14 protein-coding genes are annotated in these 16121 nt (G+C 68.0%); 10 read left to right on the forward strand and 4 right to left on the reverse strand.

From position 1 onward, the window contains the following. Positions 1-82: 82 nt before the first annotated feature. From BM004_RS15425 to BM004_RS15445, 5 genes are read left to right on the forward strand one after another with little or no spacing between them, the layout of a single operon-like run. The gene (locus BM004_RS15425; protein ID WP_093127396.1) at positions 83-688 is read left to right on the forward strand and encodes a DUF6891 domain-containing protein; all 606 of its coding nucleotides are present in this window, start codon (positions 83-85) and stop codon (positions 686-688) included. Further along, positions 685-2520, forward strand: coding sequence for a VanW family protein (locus tag BM004_RS15430; protein ID WP_256219911.1), 1836 nt, complete (start codon positions 685-687; stop codon positions 2518-2520). Before BM004_RS15425 ends, BM004_RS15430 begins: the two co-directional genes overlap by 4 nt. Before the next feature lie 13 nt (positions 2521-2533). Next, positions 2534-3139, forward strand: coding sequence for a hypothetical protein (locus BM004_RS15435; protein WP_093214586.1), 606 nt, complete (start codon positions 2534-2536; stop codon positions 3137-3139). Positions 3140-3173: 34 nt separating this feature from the next. Beyond that, the gene (locus tag BM004_RS15440; protein WP_093214589.1) at positions 3174-4865 is read left to right on the forward strand and encodes an FxLYD domain-containing protein; all 1692 of its coding nucleotides are present in this window, start codon (positions 3174-3176) and stop codon (positions 4863-4865) included. Between the two features lie 43 nt (positions 4866-4908). Next, the gene (locus tag BM004_RS15445; protein ID WP_093214592.1) at positions 4909-5901 is read left to right on the forward strand and encodes an LLM class flavin-dependent oxidoreductase; all 993 of its coding nucleotides are present in this window, start codon (positions 4909-4911) and stop codon (positions 5899-5901) included. Between the two features lie 124 nt (positions 5902-6025). Here the strand turns inward: BM004_RS15445 and BM004_RS15450 are convergent, their stop codons facing one another. Continuing rightward, positions 6026-7762, reverse strand: a complete 1737-nt coding sequence (locus tag BM004_RS15450) for a long-chain-fatty-acid--CoA ligase (protein WP_093214595.1) — start codon at positions 7760-7762, stop codon at positions 6026-6028. Positions 7763-7947: 185 nt separating this feature from the next. Between BM004_RS15450 and mnmA the strand changes: the two genes are divergently transcribed. After that, a complete protein-coding gene (gene mnmA, locus BM004_RS15455; RefSeq protein WP_093214597.1) occupies positions 7948-9051 on the forward strand; it encodes a tRNA 2-thiouridine(34) synthase MnmA in 1104 nt (367 codons plus the stop codon). Between the two features lies 1 nt (position 9052). Here the strand turns inward: mnmA and BM004_RS15460 are convergent, their stop codons facing one another. The 3 genes from BM004_RS15460 to BM004_RS15470 form a co-directional block, all read right to left on the reverse strand. Beyond that, on the reverse strand, positions 9053-9550 hold the full coding sequence (locus tag BM004_RS15460) for an NUDIX hydrolase (protein ID WP_093214988.1): 498 nt from the start codon (positions 9548-9550) through the stop codon (positions 9053-9055). 11 nt (positions 9551-9561) lie between these two features. Next, positions 9562-9996, reverse strand: a complete 435-nt coding sequence (locus BM004_RS15465) for a DUF4019 domain-containing protein (RefSeq protein ID WP_093214600.1) — start codon at positions 9994-9996, stop codon at positions 9562-9564. 133 nt (positions 9997-10129) lie between these two features. Beyond that, positions 10130-10855 (reverse strand): response regulator transcription factor, encoded by a 726-nt coding sequence (locus BM004_RS15470; protein ID WP_093127374.1) that lies wholly within the window; start codon positions 10853-10855, stop codon positions 10130-10132. Positions 10856-11287: 432 nt separating this feature from the next. Here BM004_RS15470 and BM004_RS15475 point away from each other — a divergent pair, with 432 nt between their 5' ends. The 4 genes from BM004_RS15475 (at position 11288) to BM004_RS15490 (ending at position 16071) form a co-directional block, all read left to right on the forward strand. After that, positions 11288-12430, forward strand: a complete 1143-nt coding sequence (locus BM004_RS15475; protein ID WP_093127371.1) for a Re/Si-specific NAD(P)(+) transhydrogenase subunit alpha — start codon at positions 11288-11290, stop codon at positions 12428-12430. A 27-nt stretch (positions 12431-12457) separates the two neighbouring features. Further along, positions 12458-12796: an NAD(P) transhydrogenase subunit alpha part 2 gene (locus BM004_RS15480; RefSeq protein ID WP_093127367.1), complete on the forward strand. Its 339-nt coding sequence runs from the start codon at positions 12458-12460 to the stop codon at positions 12794-12796. Next, positions 12793-14292, forward strand: a complete 1500-nt coding sequence (locus BM004_RS15485; protein ID WP_093127365.1) for an NAD(P)(+) transhydrogenase (Re/Si-specific) subunit beta — start codon at positions 12793-12795, stop codon at positions 14290-14292. The genes BM004_RS15480 and BM004_RS15485 overlap by 4 nt, the downstream gene beginning before the upstream one ends. Before the next feature lie 99 nt (positions 14293-14391). Then, positions 14392-16071: a long-chain-fatty-acid--CoA ligase gene (locus tag BM004_RS15490; RefSeq protein ID WP_093214602.1), complete on the forward strand. Its 1680-nt coding sequence runs from the start codon at positions 14392-14394 to the stop codon at positions 16069-16071. Positions 16072-16121 lie beyond the last annotated feature (50 nt).

Consider the following 16121-nt stretch of genomic DNA (forward strand, 5'->3'; position numbering starts at 1 on the left):
TGCGGTGGGCGAGAATGAAGGCGCTCCCGCCAGCCAACAAGAAAGCATGATTCGTCGCCGCCAATGCGGCAACCCAACACGCATGGCCCTCACCCTCGACCCTGAAGACACGCGCGGACGCATCCACGATCTGGTGTGGAGCGGCTTCTATCCCGACGCCGACGTCGAATGGATGATCACCGACGAGTACCTCGATCCGGACGAGCTCACCCCCGAGGACCGTGCCTGGGTCAAGGCCGAGGCCGCGCGGGCCTGCGCCGCCAAGCGCGCCGCCGAAGCCGCCTGGCCGGCGCACACCGAATACGACCGCCTCGAAGGGGTCTTCACGCAGCTGCGCGGCGAGAAGATCATTGCGCTGCACCGCGCGGGCAACACGCTGGCCGACGGCCATGACGACGTGCGCGAGCAGTGGCGTGCCGCGGGGCGGCTGGCCTCGGGCGTTCGCGGCTGCTGCTTCTATCACTCGCAGGACCTCGACACGGCGGTGCGCACCGGCCGGCTGCACCTGGCCTTCAGCGGCGGCATGATTCCCGAGATCGAACAGCGCGAAGCCAACACCGTGGTGGTGGGCCATCGCATCGTCGAGCTGCTGCGCGCGGCCGGTTTCGGCGCGCAATGGAGCGGCAACATCAACGAGCGCATCGAAGCCGACCTCGGCCAATGGCGCAAGCGAGGCCCCTCCGCGTGAGCGTGCAGGCCTGGCAGCCGCCGCGCCGCATCGACGCGATCGACTTCTGGCTGCGCTCGCGGCTGCTCGCCACGGCCCACGCACTGCGCGAAACCCTGCGGCCCTCGGCCCGGCGCTGGCAGGGCGGCACCCATGCACTGGCCGACGCGCCCGTGCTCGCGCAATACCGAACCCCCTTGTGGACCGACGGCCGCGCCGACGAGTTTCCGCTCGTCGCCGGCAAGGTGCAGAACCTGCGCGTGGCGCGCCGTGCCTTCGACGCCATCGAGATACCGGCCGGCGAAGTGCTGAGCTTCTGGCGCCAGCTCGGGCGGCCGGGTGCATGGCGCGGCTTTGTCTTGGGGCGCGAGGTGCGCGGCGGCTGCGTGGTGCCGACGCTCGCCGGCGGCCTGTGCCAGCTGTCGAACGCGCTGGCCACCGTGGCCGTGCGCGCGGGGTTCGAGCTGGTCGAACGCCATGGGCACACGGCGCGCGTCGAGCAGGCGAGCACGCCGGAAGGCGACGCCGTCGATGCGACGGTGTTCTGGAACTACGTCGACCTCAAGCTGCGCGCGAAGCAGGCCTGGCGGCTCGAAGTGGCGTTGACCGACACCGAGCTGGTGGTGCGCATCCGTGCGCATGCGCCGCCGGTGATGTCGGTGTCGGTGCTGCAGGCCGCCCCCGTCACGCTGCGGCGCGCGAACGGCGGCACGGCCGCTGCGTTGCCGTTGGCGCGCGGCTGCCTGAGCTGCGAGCAGACGACATGCTTTCGCCATCGCCCGCAGACAGGCGTGGGTACCGAAGGCCGTACGGCGGTGCTGGTCGACGGCTGGACGCCGGAGTTCGCGCGCTACCTGCGCGAGGCGCACCCGCAGGCGCAGCGCATGCAGCCGGTGCCGCTGCGGCTCGCGTTCTGGCGCGTGCCTTCCGCGGGGTGGCATCGCGAGCCGGTGGCGAACGGCCAGGGACCGGTGACAACGCCATGGGCCGCGAGCCTGCGCCGTGCCTTGTGGCAGCGGCTCTGGGCGCGGCACGCGGGCCGGCGGCAGGCCAGCCTGATCGACGGCCAGCGCTGGCTCGCGCAGGCCTTTGCCGCGCGGCTGGAACCCGCGCACACGCAGCTGGTGGTCGAGCAGGCGCTGCTGCCGCACCTGCAGCGCATCGGTGCGCTCGACGGGCGCCGCGTCACGGTGCTGGCCAGCGCCTTGCCGATGGCCGACATCGAGCAGCGGCTCGACGCCGCGTCGCGCCGCTGGCCCGGCGACGCCACCTTGCGCGACTTTCGTGCCGAGGCGTCGCTGGTGCGCGCCGAGGCACTGGCGCTCGCGCGCGCGGCGGTCGTCGTCACGCCGCATGCCGACGTGGCGCGTGCGTTCGCGAGGCACGCGCCGCAGGCTGCGTTGCAGCGGCTCGACTGGACGCTGCCCGCGGTGAAGCCCGCGCGCATGGAACGCCATGAACTGCCGCTGGTCGTGTTCGCCGCGAGCGCGCTGGCGCGCAAGGGCGCGCGCGAACTCGCTGCCGCATTGCAAGGCTGGCCGTGCCGGCTGCGCGTGCTGGGTTCGGCGCCGGACGACGCGCGGCTCTGGCAGGGCATCGAACCCATCGAATACATGAACTGGCAAGGCGACTGGCTGGCCGGTGCCGCGGTCGCCGTGCTGCCCGCGCATGTCGAGCACGCACCGCGCGCGCTGCTGCGCGCCGTGGCGGCCGGCGTGCCCGTGGTCGCATCGACGGCGTGCGGCCTCGCCGGTTTGCAGGGCCTGCACAACGTGGCCGAGATCGCACCCGGCGACATCGACGCATTGCGCACCGCACTGCGCACCGCATTGCAGTCCGCCTCCCCTTCCTGAACGGAGAACACACTTGGCATCGATCGAACAGGCCCGCGCGGCCCTGGCCCCTCATGGCGAACTGGCGCCGCAATCCGCCGCCGAACACTGGCGCGGCGACATGGCGCTGCCCGCCGCCATCGCAAGCTTCTACGAGCACGTCGGCCCGCTCGGCAACTGGGTGAACGAGCGCGTGGGCTACGCGGGCCTCACGGTGCCGACCACGGGCAACTCGTTCAGCATTCCCGCGCTCTCGCGGCTGTGGCAGCTGCAGGCCGGCTACCGCTGGCACGGCATCACCGGCGAGCGCATTGCCGATTGGCCCGAGCACTGGCTCGTGGTGGCCGACCAGGGCGCCGACCCGTTCATCTTCGACCTGCGCACCGGCGCGATCCAGTTCGCGATGCACGGCGCGGGCGCTTGGCAGGAGGACGAGCCGTTGTTCGCCGACATCTTGCAGATGGCCGCGTGCCTCGGCACCGTCGGCCAGGTGTGGGAAGAGGCGGGCGACGGCATCTTCACCGACGAGGACGACTGCGAGGTCGACCCGGTGCACCGCGCGCGGCTGATCGAGCGCCTCGCGCCGCTGCTCGGCGGCGCCGATGCGGCCGAGGACATCGCCGACGTGTTCGGCTGGTAGCCCGGCGGACAGTTCGGCTGGTAAAAGACGCGACATGACCATCGACCTCCAGACGCTCAAGTGCGGCGAATGCGGCAGCAGCGTGCTCAAGCGCACCGGCCTCAACGAATACACCTGCGAGCACTGCGGCTCTGTCACGCTGGTGGAGGACAACGTGTCCGACCGCCTCGAGCGCGTGCTCGACCAGGTGAAGAACGAGGCGGGCCGCCGGCTCGCGGCCGAGCAGGCGCAGCAGCAGGCGCTTGCGATGCGCAAGGTCGGCGTCGTGGTGGCCGTGGTGCTGGGCGTCGCGGTGCTCGTCGGCGTGGTGGGCATGTTCGTCGGCGGCCGCCATGGCGACACGCGCAGTGCATCGGGCACGCCGCGCTCGGTGGTCGCCGCGGTGGCCGACCGCACCATTCCCATCGACGGCCTGAAGCTCGGCGAGCCGCGGCAGGTGCTGGTGGGCAGCGGCAGTTCGGCGCAGCCCAAGCTGCTGGTGGTGGCGCGCAACGAGACCGGCAAGCCGCTGTCGCGCGCCGGCATTCGCGCCACGTACTACGACGGCGACAGCAAGCTCGACGAGCGCAGCGAGATGCTGCCGGTGGCCGTGCTGGAGCCCGGCGAGAGCGCGCCCGCGCTGATCGACATGCCCAGCGGCAAGAACGTCACGCGGCAGGAGCTGCGCGTGCAGAAGCTGGCCGAGCCCTACAACGCGGTGCAGGGCCCGCGCATGGCCTTCTCGCGCGTGCGGCTCATCCAGCAGGGCGAACGCGTGCGGCTGGTGGGCCGCATCGTCAACGACCGCAAGGACGCCGCGGTGGTCGGCGGCGTCGAGGTGCTGGCCACGCTGTACGACGACGCGGGGCAGGTGATCGGCTTCGGCCACGGCTACGGCCAGGCCAACGAAGTGCCGGCGGGCGCGCGCACCTCGGTGGACGTGAGCATCGCGCGCTTCGGCCGCGCGGCGGCCATTGCGGCGTGGGACTACCGCATCGGCTACAGCACGGTCGAGGCCTCGGGTTCGCGCACGCCGGTGCTCAGTGCCGACCGCGTGATCCGCACGGTGGGCGCCCCGGAAAACTTCAACCCCGACCTGCGCCTGGGCACCGACGACCTGCTGGCCGACGACAGCGAGCGCTTCGACGAGAAGCAGCTCGAGCTGCTGCCGCTGGTGGCGGGGCGCAGCAACATCCAGCGGCCGCTGTTCCTCACCGAGCTGGTGAATCGCAGCAACGACGCGATCGTGCTCGCGCCCGGCGGTGCGATCGCGCGCTTCGGCGGCAACAAGGCCGACGGCAGCACGGCCATCACGGGGCTGGCGTACCTGTACCCGGGCGAGCGCTTCCCGATCCTGCTGGAGCCGCGCGACGTCGAGCGCATCACGCAGACGCGCATCGAATGGAAGCCCATGCGCCGTGCCGCGCTGCCGGGCCCGCGCAAGCCGCTCGAGGTGAAGGTGACCGGCACCAAGGCCGAGACGGGCAGCGTGCTGCTCAACTTCAGCCAGCGTTTCAGCTACCGGAGCGTGGAGGTCACGGGCAGCGTGACGAACCCGGGCACGGCCATCGTCGGCAAGGTGCGGCTGTGGGTGAGCCTGCGCGACCGCAACGGGCAGCTCACCGGCTTCAAGCTGATGGACAACCTGCCGGCCATCGCGCCCGGCGAGAGCGTGCCGTTCCAGGTGAACGTGGAGCAGAACGCGCGCGACTTCGCGACCGTGACGACGCTATACCAAACCGAATAGCCCCTCGCGTGACGGCGTTGGCGGATCGCGCCATGATCGCGCCATGATTCCGTTATCGATCCTCGACCTTTCCCCGATCACCGAGGGCAGCGACGCCGCGCAGTCGTTCCGCAACTCGCTTTCGCTGGCGCAGCACGGCGAGAAACTCGGCTTCACGCGCTACTGGCTGGCCGAGCACCACGGCATGCCGGGCATTGCGAGCGCGGCCACGGCCGTGCTGCTGTCGTATGTGGGGGCGGGCACGTCCACCATCCGCATCGGCGCCGGCGGCGTGATGCTGCCGAACCATTCGCCGCTGGTGATCGCCGAGCAGTTCGGCACGCTGGAGTCGCTGTACCCGGGGCGCGTCGATCTCGGCCTGGGCCGCGCGCCCGGCTCCGACCAGCGCACGGCGCGGGCCTTGCGGCGCAACCTCGAGTCGGACTCGGACCAGTTCCCGCAGGACGTGGTCGAGCTGATGGACTTCATGTCGAAGGCGCCGCAGCAGGCCGTGAAGGCCGTGCCCGGCGCGGGGCTCGAGGTGCCGGTGTGGATCCTGGGCTCCAGCACCTTCGGCGCGCAGCTCGCGGCGCACCTGGGGTTGCCTTACGCCTTTGCTTCGCACTTCGCGCCGCAGCAGATCATGCAGGCCATCCAGATCTACCGCGAGACCTTCAAGCCGTCGGCGCAGTTGAAGAAGCCGTACGTGATGCTGGGCTTCAACGTGTTCGCGGCCGACACCGACGCCGAGGCCGAGTTCCGCGCCACCTCGTGGCAGCAGGCCTTCGTGAACCTGCGCAGCGGCCGCCCGGGGCGCCTGCCGCCGCCGGTCGAGAACTACCGCCAGAAGGTCGGGCCGGCGGAGAACGCGCTGCTCGACTCGGTGCTGTCGTGCTCCGCGGTGGGCTCGGTCGACACCGTGAAGCAGGGCGTGGAAGCGTTCGTGGCGCGCACCGGCGCCGACGAGCTCATGATCACCTCGCAGGTGTTCGACCACGCCGCGCGGCTGCGCTCTTACGAGCTGCTGGCCGGGGCGTTCGGGCAGACCGCCAAGTAGGCCGGTTTCCTCGTGATCAAGCCCGCTTGCGGGCTTTTCAGCATCAAGCCCGCTTGCGGGCTTTTCGGTATCACGCCCGCTTGCGGGCGTTTCCCGGTCAAGTCCGCTTGTGGGCTTTTCAGAGTCACGCCCGCTTGCGGGCCTCCTCGTCCACCAGGTCCTTCTTCGAGAGCTTGCCTACCGCCGTCTTGGGAAGTTCGGCGCGGATCTCCAGCGCGCCGATCATCTCGTGCTTGCCCAGGCGGTCCTTCAGGAAGCCCTTGAGCGCATCGAGCGTGAGTTCGCCCGCGCCTTCCTTCAGTTTCACGAAGGCCTTGGGCGACTGGCCGCGGTAGTCGTCGGGAATGCCGATCACGCACACCTCGGCCACGGAAGGGTGCTCGTACACCGCTTCTTCGAGCACGCGCGGGTACACGTTGTAGCCGCCGCACAGCAGCATGTCTTTCGTGCGGTCGACGATGTAGAGGTAGCCGTCGGCGTCCATCTTCGCGACGTCGCCGCTGCGGAAGTAGCCGTCGGCGGTCATCGAATCGGCCGTGGCCTTCGGGTTGTTCCAGTAGCCCTTCATCACGTTCGGGCCGCGGATGCAGAGTTCGCCGGGCTCGCCGAAGGCGGTGACGTCCTTCGTCGGGTCGTCCAGGCTCACGAGCTTGATGCGCACCTGCGGCAGCGGCATGCCGCACGAGCCGGCCTTGCGCACGCCGCGCGCGGGCGTGAAGGTGCCCACGGGCGAGGTCTCGGTCATGCCCCAGCCTTCGTTGAGGTGGCAGCCCGTGAGCTCGAAGAAGCGCTGCTCCACCTCCACCGGCAGCGGCGCGCCGCCCGAGCCGCAGAACTTCAGCGAGCGCAGGTCCATCTCCCTGGCCTTGGGGTGCGACAGGATGGCGGTGTACATCGTCGGCACGCCGGGGAACACGCTGATCTTGCTGGCCGCGAGCTCGTTCATCACCGCGTCCACATCGAAGCGCGTGTGCAGCACCAACGCCGCGCCCAGGCGCACGCCCAGCAGCATCGCGGCGCTCAGCGCGAAGATGTGGAACAGCGGCAGCACGACCAGGAAGCGCTCCTTGCCTTCGGCCAGGATCGGCGGGTCGCCCTTGGTCGACTCGTAGTACTGGGCGGACGCCGAGCTGAGGTTGGCGTGCGTGAGCATCGCGCCCTTGGGCAGGCCGGTGGTGCCGCCGGTGTACTGCAGCACCACGATCTCTTCGGCCAGGTCGCCGAGCGGGTAGGTCTGGTGCGTGCCTTCGCTTTTCAGCAGGTCGGTGAAGCGCACGTGGCGCGCGTCGGTGGGCACGGGCGCGATCTGCCCCGCGGCCTGCAGCTGCGCCTGCACCTTGTCGCCCATCGCGCCGTAGTCGCCCAGGCTGCCGACCACCAGCGTCTTCAGGCGCGAGTGGTCGAGCAGGCGCGCCATCAGCGGGTAGAGGTTCACCAGGTCGAGCGTGACGAGGATGTCGGTGCGGCTGTCCTCGATCTTGTGGGCCAGCACGCGCTCGGCGTCCAGCGGCGAGTAGTTCACCACCGTGCCGCCGGCCTTGAGCACCGCGAAGAACGCGATCGGGTAATGGGGCGTGTTGGGCAGATAGAGGCCCACGTGCACGCCGGGCTTCACGCCCAGGTCCTGCAGGCCCTTGGCGAAGCGGTCGACCGCCTGGCCGAGCTGGCGGTAGCTGAGCGACTGGCCCATGAACTCGACGGCGGAGTGGTCGGGCCAGCGTTCGACGGCCTCGTCGAGCATCTGCTGCACCGGCTTGACGGGCAGCTCGGCGTCCCAGCGCATGCCGGGCGGGTAGGCGCGTGTCCAGGGGGTGCTGCCGGCATCGTGGCCGGAAGCCGTGGCGGGGGAGGGGGTGGCCATGCGTCTTGTCTCCGCTGTGCTGTGGTTGCGAATCGCCTGGGCGGATCGGTGCCGCCTCGTTCAGCGGCACTGTAGCGCCGGGGCCCGGGCCCGTGGGGCGGGCGCTGACAAGCCGGGGACACGGGTTTTCCCGATTTCCCACACACCGCGGGGCCCTACCGCGGGGCTGGGACAATGGCGCGCTTATGGCAAAGCAACGGATCGTGGTGGGACTGAGCGGCGGAGTGGACTCCGCGGTGACGGCGCACCTGCTCAAGCAGCAGGGGCATGAGGTGGTCGGCATCTTCATGAAGAACTGGGAAGACGACGACGACAGCGAGTACTGCTCGTCGAACATCGACTTCGTGGACGCCGCCAGCGTAGCCGACGTGCTGGGCATCGAGATCGAACACGTCAACTTCGCGGCCGACTACAAGGACCGCGTGTTCGCCGAGTTCCTGCGCGAATACAAGGCCGGCCGCACGCCCAACCCCGATGTGCTGTGCAACGCCGAGATCAAGTTCAAGGCCTTCCTCGACCACGCCATGCGGCTGGGCGCCGAGAAGATCGCCACCGGCCACTATGCGCGCGTGAGGCTGAACGAAGCCACTGGCGGGCACGAGCTGCTGAAGGGGCTCGATCCGGCGAAGGACCAGAGCTATTTTCTGCACCGCCTGGACCAGGCGCAACTGTCGAAGACGCTGTTTCCGGTGGGCGAGCTGCACAAGACGGAGGTGCGCCGCATCGCGGAAGAAATCGGCCTGCCCAACGCCAAGAAGAAGGATTCGACCGGCATCTGCTTCATCGGCGAGCGGCCGTTTCGCGATTTCCTGAACCGCTACATCTCCAAGGAGCCGGGCCCGATCAAGGACGACCGCGGCCGCAAGCTGGGCGAGCACCAGGGGCTGAGCTTCTACACGCTGGGGCAGCGACAGGGGCTGGGCATCGGCGGCGTGAAGGAAAAGGGTGCGCAGCGCGGCTCGGGCGACCATTCGCCCTGGTTCGTGGCGCGCAAGGACATCGAGAAGAACACGCTGTGGGTGGTGCAGGGGCACGACCACCCATGGCTGCTGTCGTCCGCGCTGAAGGCCGGCGACGCCAGCTGGGTTGCCGGCGAGGCACCGGTGGCGGGGAGCTACGGCTCGAAGGCGCGCTACCGGCAGGCCGATTCGGCGTGCGAGATGGGACCGGGAGAGGCGGGCGCGGCGTTCAGCCTGCATTTCGCAGCGCCGCAATGGGCGGTGACGCCCGGCCAGTCCGCCGTGCTGTACGACGGCGAACGCTGCCTGGGCGGCGGCGTGATCGTCTGATTCAGGGCGCGACGCGCACTGTCGCGTCGACGTGGACGAGTTCCAGCGGGTGGCGCTGGCCGGCCAGGTAGTCCTCGATGCACTGGAGCAGCAGCGGGCTGCGGTGCCGCGCCACGCTGGCGCGGATTTCTTCCGGCGTCATCCACAGCGTGCGAACGATGCCGTCGTCGAGCGCGCGTCCCTCTTCGAAGGCACCCAGCGTGCCGCAGTAGGCGAAGCGCATGTAGGTGACGTCTTCGCTGCCCTCGGCCACCGGGCGAGAACGCGCCATGTAGATGCCGATGAGCGCCGTTGGCGTGAAATGATGGGCTGTTTCCTCCAGCGTCTCGCGCGCGCAGCCTTCGGCGGGCGATTCGCCGGGGTCGAGGTGGCCGGCGGGTGTATTGAGCCTGAGGCCGTCGCCCGCCTGCTCCTCGACCAGCAGGATGCGCCCGTCACGCTCGATCACCGCGGCGACGGTGACGTTGGGTTTCCAGCGTGTGGGGCGTGCTTTGCTCATGTTTGGCATCTTTATCGCAGCACATAGCCGCTGAAGCGCCAGGTGCGGTCGCGGTCGAGGTGAAAGCTCACGAGTTCGCGCAGGGTGCTGTCGGGCTTGTGGGCGAAGCGGGTCTCGTATTCGATGCTGACGTACTGGCCGGCGGTGTCGGTGTCGGAATCGGCGACGACCTGGCGGTTGACCGCAACCCAGGTGCGCATCTGGGGCGAGCCTAGCGGCGCGCGGCTTCTGGCGACCTTGTCGATGAAGTCGGCGCGCGGCATGCGCTTGCGGGTGGCCGGCGTGGCGCCGTCCCAGAGCTCGCCAGTCCGGTCCTGGTCGATCATCTGGATGGCCTGCATGCCCCCGCGCACCATGTCGCTGGCTTCGAGGTCCTGGGCGGCGGCTGGGCTGAACCAGCTCCACAGCAGCGTGGCGGCAAGCAGCAGCCGGATCATGGGATTCATTCGTCTCGTTCCTTGGGAAACCCGTTGGAGACTGTAGCGTGGGAGAGATTCCCGAAGCCAGTCATCTCAGGGGAGAAATGCGGGTGTGTCGGCAGATGCGGTCAACGCCTGCCCGACATCCTTCAACGTGTACCTAACGCCTTGCGAAAGCCCGCTTCAGCTTCGGCAAAGAGATCTCGTCGATCGCTTCCAGCCGGTAGCCGAGGCCGTAGATGGCCAGCAGCAGGAAGCCGTTGGCCGGTCGCAGGTCCAGCTTGGTCCGCAGCCGCGAGATGTGGGTGTCGAGCGAGCGCGACAGCGCCTCGATGCCCAGCCCCCACACGGCCTCGTGCAGGTGCTCCCGCGACAACAGCCGCCCGAGGTTCTGGAACAGGAACAGCGCAAGTTCGTACTCGCGGTTCTTCAGGTCGACCGGCACGCCCCGTACCTTCAGCACGCGCGAGGGCGGATAGAAGTGGTACGGGCCGAAGACCATTTCGGCATCTTCGCGCTTCGGGTACGAGCGGCGAAGCAGCGCGTTGACGCGGGCTTCGAGCTCGCCGTGGCGAACCGGCCTGGCCATGAAGTCGTCGGCGCCCGTGTTGAGGCCTTCGACCATGTCTTTCGCATCGCAATCGTGGGTCACGAAAAGAATGGGCAGTCGGCTCTTCAGGTCGAGCCGGATGGTCTTCACGACCTCGGGCCCCTGCATGTCGGGAAGGCTCCAGGCAAGTATCAGCAAGTCGAATGTTTGTCTGCGCAAAGCCTGCAGCAGTGTTCTTCCTTGCCTGAACAGGTGGCACTCGTGTGAGAGCCCCACCATGGTTTGATGGATCAGCTTCAGCTGATCCGGGCCGTCATCGAGTACAGCAATACGCATTCCATCCCCTTCTTCCTCCCTTCGCCAACCTCCGTGAGCTGGCGATTGATCGGAAGTGTATCTATCTGCGACTTAGGTAATTTTGGGAGTTTGCAACTAATGCACGCAAATCGAGTTTTTCAAAAGAACGCTTGCCACATTTAGCTACAGTTGCAAACAAATAGGGTTCTCCCCGTCGCCGTGCGGCGGCAAGGCTGTCAACAATCGGCCAGTGCAAAGAGCGGCTGGAAGACCGGCCAAGACCGCCCGGCAGTCACTCGATGCTGTCCTTCCAAAGTTTCGAATTTGCTATCTATTGCATAGCATTCGTCGCAGCATTCATCGGCGTTGGAGGCGGGTGACGCACCGGCGTCTTAGCGACACCGGGCGCCTGTAATCTTGCTGTAAGCTCTGCGCGCGTTCCGTGTGCCCCCTTGCTCTGAGGAGATCTCTATGCTGATAGGCGTGCCTGCCGAGACACTGGCTGGCGAAACCCGAGTGGCCGTTACACCCGAGACAGTGAAGAAACTGGTCGCTTCCGGGCATGCGGTACGAGTGGCGTCGGGGGCTGGCGTTGCCGCCAGCGTGACCGACGCCGCCTACCAGGCCGCAGGGGCGGACATCACGGACCAGGCGGGCGCGTTCTCCGCCGACATGGTGCTCAAGGTGCGCACGCCCACCGACGCCGAGAGCGGGCTCTTGAAGCCGGGCGCCGTGGTCATCGGCATGCTCAACCCCTTCGACGCGGCCGGCCTGCAGCGCCTGGCCGCGGCGGGCGTCACCGGCTTCGCCCTCGAGGCCGCGCCGCGCACCACCCGCGCCCAGAGCATGGACGTGCTCTCCTCGCAGGCCAACATCGCCGGCTACAAGGCCGTGATGATCGCGGCCGACCGGTACCAGCGCTTCTTCCCGATGCTCATGACGGCGGCCGGCACGGTGAAGGCCGCGCGCGTCGTGATCCTGGGCGTCGGCGTGGCGGGCCTGCAGGCGATTGCCACGGCCAAGCGCCTGGGCGCCGTCATCGAGGCTTCCGACGTGCGTCCCAGCGTGAAGGAACAGATCGAGTCGCTCGGCGGCAAGTTCATCGAGGTGTCCTACGACACCGACGAGGAAAAGGAAGCCGCTGTCGGCGTCGGCGGCTACGCCAAGCCCATGCCCGCGAGCTGGCTGGCGCGCCAGCAGGTCGAGGTGGCCAAGCGCGTGGCGCTGGCCGACGTGGTGATCAGCACCGCCCTCATTCCGGGCCGTGCCGCACCGACGCTCATCACCGAGGACATGGTCAAGTCGATGAAGCCGGGCTCGGTGATCGTCGACATCGCCGCGGGCAAGGGCGCGGACGCGAATGGCGGCCTGACGGGCGGCAACTGCCCGATCTCCGAAGCCGACAAGACGGTGGTCAAGCACGGCGTGACCATCGTGGGCGAGACCAACCTCGCGGCGCTGGTGGCGGCCGATGCTTCCGCGCTCTACGCGCGCAACGTGCTCGACTTCCTCAAGCTGATCGTCACCAAGGAGGGCGCGCTGAACATCGACCTCGAGGACGACATCGTCGCCGCCTGCCGCGTCACGCAGGGCGGCCAGGTCACGAAGAAGTAAACAAACGCCAGCCGAGGAGAAGAAACCATGGATCCCGTTTCCCACACCGTCATCAACCTGATCATCTTCGTGCTGGCCATCTACGTGGGCTACCACGTGGTGTGGACCGTCACGCCGGCGCTGCACACGCCGCTGATGGCCGTGACCAACGCCATCTCGGCGATCGTGATCGTGGGCGCGATGCTCGCGGCCGCGCTCACCACCACGCCGCTGGGCAAGACCATGGGCGTGCTGGCCGTGGCGCTGGCCGCGGTGAACGTCTTCGGCGGCTTCCTGGTCACGCGCCGGATGCTGGAGATGTTCAAGAAGAAAGAAAAGAAGGCCGCCCCCGGTCTGGCGAAGGCCGAAGAGGGAGCAGCCAAGTGAGCATGAACCTCGTCACGCTGCTGTACCTCGTTGCCAGCGTCTGCTTCATCCAGGCCCTGAAGGGCCTGAGCCATCCCACCACTTCGATCCGCGGCAACGTGTTCGGCATGACCGGCATGGCGATCGCCGTGCTGACCACCATCGCGCTGATCCACGGCCAGGCCCGTTCGCTCAATGTCGACTTCGGCGCGGGCATCGGCTACGTGCTGGCCGCCGTCGTGGTCGGCGGCGGGCTGGGCGCCTTCATGGCCAACAAGGTCGAGATGACCAAGATGCCCGAGCTGGTGGCGTTCATGCACAGCATGATCGGCCTGGCGGCGGTGTTCATCGGCGTGGCCGCTGTGGCCGAGCCCTGGGCCTTCGGCATCACCGCCGCGCCCGTGGCCGCGCTCATCGGCGCGGCCACGCCCGACGGCGCCGTGCTGCTCGACGGCTTCGTGCGCTACGCCATTCCTTACGGCAACCGGCTCGAGCTGTTCCTGGGCGCGGCCATCGGCGCGGTCACCTTCAGCGGCTCGGTCATCGCCTTCGGCAAGCTCTCGGGCAAGTACAAGTTCCGCCTGTTCCAGGGCGCGCCGGTGCAGTTCAAGGGCCAGCACATGCTCAACCTGGTGCTGGGCCTCTTGACCATCGCGCTGGGCCTGCTGTTCGTCGCCACCGAAAGCTGGACGGCGTTCTTCGCGATGCTGGCGCTGGCCTTCGTGATGGGCGTGCTCATCATCATTCCGATCGGCGGCGCCGACATGCCGGTGGTGGTGTCGATGCTCAACAGCTACTCGGGCTGGGCGGCGGCGGGCATCGGCTTCAGCCTGAACAACGCGATGCTGATCGTGGCCGGTTCGCTGGTGGGCTCGTCGGGTGCCATCCTGAGCTACATCATGTGCAAGGCCATGAACCGCTCGTTCTTCAACGTGATCCTGGGCGGCTTCGGCGGCGAGGCCGCCACCGCCACCGGTGGTGCGAAGGAGCAGCGCCCGGTGAAGACCGGCAGCGCCGACGACGCGGCCTTCGTGCTCGGCAATGCCGAGACCGTGGTGATCGTGCCGGGTTACGGCCTCGCCGTGGCGCGCGCTCAGCACGCGGTGAAGGAGCTCGCGGCCAAGCTCACCGAGAAGGGCATCACCGTGAAGTACGCGATCCACCCGGTGGCGGGCCGCATGCCCGGCCACATGAACGTGCTGCTGGCCGAGGCCGAGGTGCCGTACGACCAGGTGTTCGAGATGGAAGACATCAACGGCGAGTTCGGCCAGGCCGACGTGGCGATCATCCTGGGTGCCAACGACGTGGTGAACCCCGCCGCGCACACCAAGGGCAGCCCGATCTACGGCATGCCGATTCTCGAGGCCTACAAGGCCAAGACCGTCATCGTGAACAAGCGCTCCATGGCCGCCGGTTATGCCGGCCTGGACAACGAACTGTTCTACATGGACAAGACCATGATGGTCTTTGGCGATGCCAAAAAAGTAGTGGAAGATATGGGCAAGGCCATCGAATAGGCCGAAGGTCCACGCCCGCCACGCGGGCGAATCTTCGCGGCGCCACTTCGTGCGCCGTTTTCGTTTTCAACTGTCAGACCCCCGGAGGAGACAAATCCAATGACCGACCGCCCCTGGCTCAGCAGCTACCCGCAAGGCGTGCCCGCCGACATCGATGCCTCGCACTATCCATCGCTGGTCGCGCTCATGGAAGAGAGCTTCAAGAAGTACGCCGACCGCACGGCGTACAGCTTCATGGGCAAGGACATCAGCTACGGCGAGACCGACAAGCAGAGCAAGGCCTTCGCGGCCTACCTGCAGGGCCTGGGCCTGGTCAAGGGCGACCGCGTGGCGGCCATGATGCCCAATTGCCCGCAGTACCCCATTGCGGTCGCGGGCATCCTGCGCGCCGGCCTGATCCTGGTCAACGTGAACCCGCTGTACACGCCGCGCGAACTCGAGCACCAGCTCAAGGACTCGGGCGCGAAGGCCATCGTGATCATGGAGAACTTCGGCACCACGCTGCAGCAGTGCATCGCGGCCACGCCGATCAAGCACATCGTGCTGGCCTCCATGGGCGACCGCCTCGGCTTCCTGAAGGGCGCGCTCGTCAACTACGTGGTGCGCAACGTCAAGAAGCTGGTGCCGCAGTTCAGCCTGCCGGGCACGGTGCGCTTCAACGACGCGCTCGACAAGGGCGCCAGCAGCAGCGTCAAGCCCGTGGCCATCGGCCCCGACGACGTGGCCGTGCTGCAGTACACCGGCGGCACCACGGGCGTGTCGAAGGGCGCGGTGCTGCTGCATCGCAACGTGATCGCCAACGTGCTGCAGTCCGAGGCCTGGAACGAACCGGCCATGAAGAAGGTGCCGGCCAACGAGCAGCCCACCAGCGTGTGCGCGCTGCCGCTGTATCACATCTTCGCGTTCACGGTCGGCATGATGCTGAACATGCGCACGGGCGGCAAGCTGATCCTGATTCCGAATCCGCGCGACCTGGCCGGCGTGCTGAAGGAATTGTCCAAGCACACCATCCACAGCTTTCCGGCCGTCAACACGCTGTTCAACGGGCTGGCGAACCACGCCGACTTCAACACCGTCAACTGGAAGAACCTCAAGATCTCGGTGGGCGGCGGCATGGCCGTGCAGGCCGCGGTCGCCAAGCTCTGGCTCGAGAAGACCGGTTGCTCGATCTGCGAAGGCTACGGCCTGTCGGAAACCTCGCCCTCGACCACCTGCAACCCGACCGACAGTACCGCCTACACCGGCACCATCGGCCTGCCGCTGCCGAGCACCTGGCTCAAGCTGCTCGACGACGAAGGCAACGAAGTGCCCCTGGGCGAGCGCGGCGAGATCGCCATCAAGGGCCCGCAGGTGATGGCCGGCTACTGGCAGCGTCCCGACGAGACCGCCAAGGTCATGACGCCCGACGGCTACTTCAAGAGCGGCGACATCGGCGTGGTCGATGACAAGGGCTACTTCAAGGTGGTCGACCGCAAGAAGGACATGATCCTGGTGTCGGGCTTCAACGTGTACCCCAACGAGATCGAGGACGTGGTCGCACTGATTCCGGGCGTGCTCGAATGCGCGGCGGTCGGCGTGCCCGACGACAAGACCGGCGAGGCCGTGAAGCTCGTGATCGTGAAGAAGGACCCCTCGCTCACCGAGGCGCAGGTGCGCGAGTACTGCCGAGCAAACCTTACGGGTTACAAGCAGCCGCGAATCGTAGAGTTTCGTACGGACATGCCGAAGACACCCGTCGGCAAGATCCTTCGCCGCGAGCTGCGCGACTCGAAAAAGTAAGGGTTCGGCCCGGGTGGGGCCACGGCATCGATCTTGCATATTCGCGGGTC

The organism is Variovorax sp. OK212 (assembly GCF_900112425.1).
Classification (GTDB): domain Bacteria; phylum Pseudomonadota; class Gammaproteobacteria; order Burkholderiales; family Burkholderiaceae_C; genus Variovorax.

Bases quoted from the DNA above. Each gene is read 5' to 3' on its own strand.
- BM004_RS15425 (WP_093127396.1), top strand. From the start codon at position 83: ATGGCCCTCACCCTCGACCCTGAAGACACGCGCGGACGCATCCACGAT.
- BM004_RS15440 (WP_093214589.1), top strand. From the start codon at position 3,174: ATGACCATCGACCTCCAGACGCTCAAGTGCGGCGAATGCGGCAGCAGC.
- BM004_RS15445 (WP_093214592.1), top strand. From the start codon at position 4,909: ATGATTCCGTTATCGATCCTCGACCTTTCCCCGATCACCGAGGGCAGC.
- BM004_RS15450 (WP_093214595.1), bottom strand. From the start codon at position 7,762: ATGGCCACCCCCTCCCCCGCCACGGCTTCCGGCCACGATGCCGGCAGC.
- mnmA (WP_093214597.1), top strand. From the start codon at position 7,948: ATGGCAAAGCAACGGATCGTGGTGGGACTGAGCGGCGGAGTGGACTCC.
- BM004_RS15460 (WP_093214988.1), bottom strand. From the start codon at position 9,550: ATGAGCAAAGCACGCCCCACACGCTGGAAACCCAACGTCACCGTCGCC.
- BM004_RS15465 (WP_093214600.1), bottom strand. From the start codon at position 9,996: ATGAATCCCATGATCCGGCTGCTGCTTGCCGCCACGCTGCTGTGGAGC.
- BM004_RS15470 (WP_093127374.1), bottom strand. From the start codon at position 10,855: ATGCGTATTGCTGTACTCGATGACGGCCCGGATCAGCTGAAGCTGATC.
- BM004_RS15475 (WP_093127371.1), top strand. From the start codon at position 11,288: ATGCTGATAGGCGTGCCTGCCGAGACACTGGCTGGCGAAACCCGAGTG.
- BM004_RS15480 (WP_093127367.1), top strand. From the start codon at position 12,458: ATGGATCCCGTTTCCCACACCGTCATCAACCTGATCATCTTCGTGCTG.
- BM004_RS15490 (WP_093214602.1), top strand. From the start codon at position 14,392: ATGACCGACCGCCCCTGGCTCAGCAGCTACCCGCAAGGCGTGCCCGCC.